The sequence below is a fragment of the Mesorhizobium sp. M7A.F.Ca.CA.001.10.2.1 genome, from assembly GCF_003998575.1.
In the GTDB taxonomy this organism is placed as follows: Bacteria; Pseudomonadota; Alphaproteobacteria; order Rhizobiales; family Rhizobiaceae; genus Mesorhizobium.
Window position 1 is genome coordinate 1 of record NZ_RZQY01000488.1, and the last position, 4,578, is coordinate 4,578.

Sequence of the window (4,578 nt, forward strand, 5' to 3'; positions counted from 1 at the left end):
CGCGATACCGGCGGCGAACACCGCGTTCTCGCGCGCGCGGCCATCGACGCCTCCGGCACATGGTGGCGGCCAAATCCGATCGGCGTCGACGGGCTGCCGGTTGTCGGCGAAGGCGAGGCGTCGGCACGCATCGCCTATGGCATTCCCGACGTGGTCGGCAAGGCGAGAGAAGACTATGCGGGCAAGCGCATCCTGGTCATCGGCGGCGGGCACTCGGCCATCAACGTCGCATTGGCGCTGATGGAGTTGCAGGATGCGGCGCCTGGCACCGAAATCTTCTGGGCGCTGCGCCACGCCAGCATCGAGAGACTGCTCGGCGGCGGGCTGAACGACCAGTTGCCGGAACGCGGCGCGCTTGGATTGGCGGCCAGGCAGGCGATGGCGGATGGCAGGCTGAACATGCTGGCGCCCTTCGCCGTCAACGGCATCGAGAGACAAGGCGAGGGCCTCGTGGTCGACGCCAACCTGGGTGGCAAGCCGTTCAACCTGGCCATCGACCGCATCGTCGTCACCACCGGCTTCAGGCCAGACCTGTCGTTCCTGAGCGAAATCCGCATCGCGCTCGATCACGCCGTCGAAGCGCCGCCGGCACTGGCGCCACTGATCGATCCAAACTACCACTCATGCGGCACGGTTCCGGCGCATGGCATTGCAGAGCTCGCGCACCCCGAACCGGGCTTCACCATCGTCGGCTCGAAATCCTACGGCCGTGCCCCGACTTTCCTGATGGCGACCGGCTACGAGCAAGTCCGCTCGGTGGTGGCCGATATTGCCGGAGACCATGCCGCGGCCCGCGAAGTCCGGCTGGTGCTGCCGGAGACCGGCGTGTGCAGCGCCGTCGGTGTCGTGACGGTGTCGGCAAGCGCCGGCTGCTGTGGCGGGGCCCCGCCCCCCGCTGTCGATGCCTGCTGCGTCAGGGATGCGGACGCCAAGGCAACCGGCGCATCGGGTTGCGGCTGCGCAACCGCGCCAGCCACCGAGACGCGAGAGAATATGGCGGCCGGCGTCGATGCCTGAACGATCTGTCCTGCGCAAGGCAATCTGGGCGCTTGGACTGACCCAGATCATCGGCTACGGCACGCTCTATTACAGCTTCTCGATCCTCGCGCCGGCAATGGCTGGGGAGTTCGGGCTCACGGAAGGCTGGGTATTCGGCGCGCTGTCGGCCTCGCTCTTTGCCGGCAGCCTGTTCGCGCCGACTGCCGGGCGGTGGGCCGACCGCTTCGGCGCCGGGCGCATAATGACCGTCGGCTCGGTGGCGGCAGCCGTGGCGCTGGCGCTGTGCGCCGTCGCGCCCGACCGCGTGACCTTCGTCCTGGCATTGCTGGCAATGGAGCTGGCCTCCAGCTTCGTCCTCTACAGCGCCGCCTTCGTGGCGATCGTGCAGATCGGGGTTCCCCGGCCGCAACGCAGCATCACCCACCTGACGCTCATCGCCGGGTTCGCCTCGACCCTGTTCTGGCCACTGACTTCGGCGCTGCATGCGCATCTGACATGGCGCGAGGTCTATCTTTTGTTCGCCGCACTCAATCTCGGGCTCTGCCTGCCGATCCACGCCTGGCTGATGCGCCTGTCGCGCCGCCACGCAACAGTCATGCCGCAAGAGCGCGGGCCCGCCCCCGATGAAGCGGGCACGCGGCTCGATGCGCGGCGTGGCCGGGCCGTGTTCCTGCTCATGCTGGCGGGGTTCGCCACCGAGGGCTTCGTGCTGTCGGCGATCCTCATCCACATGGTGCCGCTGACGGCGGCGCTGGGGCTCGGGACCGCAGGCCTTTTCGTCTCGACCCTGTTCGGGCCGGCGCAGGTCGCCAGCCGGCTGATCAACATGCTGTTTGGCGGCCGCCTGCAGCAAACGCACCTCGCCGTCATCGCCGCGTCGCTGGTCACAGCCGGGCTGTGCGCACTGCTCCTGACGACGCCATGGCTGCCCGGCGCCTTCGTGTTCGTATTGCTGTTCGGCCTCGGTTCCGGCCTCACCAGCATCGTCGGCGGCACCTTGCCGCTCGAACTCTTCGGCCGCGAGGGCTATGGTGCGCGGCTCGGATGGGCAAGTGCTGCCCGTCAGTTCACCTCGGCCTTCGCGCCGTTCGCGCTCGCCTTCATGATGGCGCGGACATCCGTCGCCAATTCCCTGTGGGTCCTGGTGGTCGTCGCCGCGAGCGGCGTCATCGCCTTCCTCGCCATCGTGCTGCTGAGGCGCCGCGGCCGGGTTGCGTTCGCCATTGGCGGCAATCCGGAAGAGGCGGCCTGACCGCGCCTCAATGTCTGAGAATCTTGCTCAGAAAAGCGCGGCTGCGGTCGGTCCTGGGGTGTGAGAAGAACTCGTCCGGCGTGCCGCTTTCGACGATGGCGCCGGCGTCCATGAACACCACGCGCTGGGCGACCTTGCGGGCGAAGCCCATCTCGTGTGTCACCACCATCATGGTCATGCCTTCATCGGCGACCGCCACCATGACGTCGAGCACTTCGGAAATCATCTCGGGATCGAGGGCCGAGGTCGGCTCGTCGAACAGCATGATCTTGGGTCGCATGCCAAGGCAACGCGCGATCGCCACGCGCTGCTGCTGGCCGCCGGAGAGCTGTGCGGGATAGGCATCGACCTTATCGGCGAGGCCAACCTTGGCCAGCAATTCGCGGCCTGCTTTTTCAGCCTCGGCGCGCGGGATCTTGCGGACGTGGATGGGGGCGAGCGTGACGTTTTCGAGTGCCGTCTTGTGCGGGTAGAGGTTGAACGACTGGAAGACGAAGCCGATCTCGGTGCGCAGCTGCGTCATGTTGGTGGCGGGGTCGCCCAGGCGTTGGCCATCGACGACGAGGTCGCCGTCCTTGATCGCCTCCAGGCCGTTGACGCAGCGGATCAGCGTGCTCTTGCCCGAGCCGCTCGGGCCGCAGACGACGACCACTTCGCGCGGCTCGACGCTGAGCGTGATATCCTTGAGCACATTGAGCGTGCCGAACCATTTGTTGACGCCGCGAAAGTCGATCATGCCGGTTTTGGCAAGGCCCGTTTTGGTCATGTTTTCTGGACCTTTGGGGTTGGAAGTCACAACTGCACCTCGCCATGCGCCGCGCCCATGCGCTGCTCCAGCCGGCGGGCCAGCATGATCAGCGGATAGCAGACGATGAAATAGCCGACGCCGACGAGGAAGAAGACCAGCAGGCCGTTGGGCACACGCTGCACCACCAGCCAGCCAACCCGGGTGAGGTCGGTGAGCCCGATCGCCGAGACGACGGAAGAATCCTTGATCAGCAGCACATACTGCCCGACCAGCGGCGGCAGCACGATGCGCATCGCCTGTGGGAGGACCACCTGGCGCATGCGCTGCAAGCGCGACAGGCCGGACGCCAGCGCCGCCTCGACCTGACCTGTCGGCACCGAGCGGATGCCGGCAACGACGATCTCGCAGATGAAGCAGGCGGCGAGGTTGGTCAGCGCGATGATGCCGGCGGTGAAGGCATCGAGTTCGATGCCGAACTCAGGCAGGATGAAGAAGATCAGGAAGATCTGCACCAGGAACGGCGTGCCGCGGATCAGGTCGACCCAGGCCCCGATCAAGCCCGAGATCAGCCGGTTGCCGCCGGTCCGCAGGATGCCGAGGCCGAAGCCAAGCAGGGTGCCGAGCACCAGGCTGATCAGTGACAGCATCACGGTCATGCCGAGGCCGCGCAGGGCCAGCGGATAAGAGCCGGCGAGGCTTTGCAGTTGTTGCCAGATCATGTCCGCGCCCCCGCCGTGCCGAGCCAGCGGCTGGAGACGCCAGCCAGTCCTTTCAGTCCGTAATACAGCAGCAGGTAGAAGGCGGCGATGGTGAGGAAACCTTCGGCCGGCATGAAGCGGTCGGAAGCGAGCAATTGGCCGGCGCGCGTCAGTTCGGAAACCGAGATCAGCGACAGAAGGGCGGAATCCTTGACCAGCACGATCGCCTGGCCAAGCAGCGGCGGGATCGTCACCTTGAAGGCCTGCGGCAGGACGACCAGACGCATGCGCTGGACATAGGTCATGCCCGAAGCGACGCTGGCCTCGACCTGGCCACGTGGGATCGACAGGATGCCGGCGCGAATGATTTCAGCGATATAGGCGCCGCTGTTGAGCGACAGCGCGAGAATGCCGACGACCAGCTCAGGCAGGACGAAGCCGAGCCGGGGCAGGCCGAAATAGAGGAAATAGAGCTGCGCCAGCAAGGGTGTGGCGCGTACGGCGTCGATATAGGCCTTGGCCGGCACGCGAAACAGCCAGCCGCGCTGCAGGTTCATGGCGCACAGCACGATGCCGACGATCAGTGCGCCGACAAAGGACAGCGCCGACAGCCAGACGGTCGTGATCAGGCCCTGCCCGAACAGCGGCAGATATTCGACAATGGTGCGGAAACTGAAATTTTCGAGCATCGTTGGGTGCAATCCCCAGAGTGCAGGAAACGACGGATGAAGCGAAATTCCAGGCGGTTTCGCGGCGCTTGAGACGCGCGCGAAACCGCCTGGGTTTTATCGCTGCTTAGTGGTCTTTCTTCCAGGCGTCGGAATTGACCCAGTAGTCGAGGTTCTTCTGCAGGCGACCATCGATGGTGACCTGGTTGAGGA

General features: G+C 65.9%; 5 protein-coding genes. 2 read left to right on the forward strand and 3 right to left on the reverse strand.

The window, feature by feature from the left end; all coding sequences use genetic code 11:
* Both EN964_RS25415 and arsK read left to right on the forward strand, forming a co-directional pair.
* Window positions 1-1,017 (forward strand): flavoprotein (locus tag EN964_RS25415; RefSeq protein ID WP_127276881.1); only part of this gene is annotated, 1,017 nt, incomplete at its 5' end.
* Complete coding sequence (gene arsK / locus EN964_RS25420) at window positions 1,010-2,251, forward strand: arsenite efflux MFS transporter ArsK (protein ID WP_127270947.1); 1,242 nt, start codon at window positions 1,010-1,012, stop codon at window positions 2,249-2,251. The genes EN964_RS25415 and arsK, both read left to right, overlap by 8 nt.
* A 7-nt stretch (window positions 2,252-2,258) precedes the next feature.
* Here the strand turns inward: arsK and EN964_RS25425 are convergent, their stop codons facing one another.
* From EN964_RS25425 to EN964_RS25435, 3 genes are read right to left on the reverse strand one after another with little or no spacing between them, the layout of a single operon-like run.
* Complete coding sequence (locus tag EN964_RS25425; protein WP_164748892.1) at window positions 2,259-2,987, reverse strand: amino acid ABC transporter ATP-binding protein; 729 nt, start codon at window positions 2,985-2,987, stop codon at window positions 2,259-2,261.
* Window positions 2,988-3,043: 56 nt separating this feature from the next.
* Window positions 3,044-3,718: an amino acid ABC transporter permease gene (locus EN964_RS25430; protein WP_127272108.1), complete on the reverse strand. Its 675-nt coding sequence runs from the start codon at window positions 3,716-3,718 to the stop codon at window positions 3,044-3,046.
* The gene (locus EN964_RS25435) at window positions 3,715-4,386 is read right to left on the reverse strand and encodes an amino acid ABC transporter permease (RefSeq protein WP_127271796.1); all 672 of its coding nucleotides are present in this window, start codon (window positions 4,384-4,386) and stop codon (window positions 3,715-3,717) included. Before EN964_RS25435 ends, EN964_RS25430 begins: the two co-directional genes overlap by 4 nt.
* Between the last annotated feature and the right edge of the window lie 192 nt (window positions 4,387-4,578).

Excerpts from the sequence above, each read along its gene's own strand:
- arsK (WP_127270947.1), top strand. The coding sequence starts at position 1,010 with ATGCCTGAACGATCTGTCCTGCGCAAGGCAATCTGGGCGCTTGGACTG.
- EN964_RS25425 (WP_164748892.1), bottom strand. The coding sequence starts at position 2,987 with ATGATCGACTTTCGCGGCGTCAACAAATGGTTCGGCACGCTCAATGTG.
- EN964_RS25430 (WP_127272108.1), bottom strand. The coding sequence starts at position 3,718 with ATGATCTGGCAACAACTGCAAAGCCTCGCCGGCTCTTATCCGCTGGCC.
- EN964_RS25435 (WP_127271796.1), bottom strand. The coding sequence starts at position 4,386 with ATGCTCGAAAATTTCAGTTTCCGCACCATTGTCGAATATCTGCCGCTG.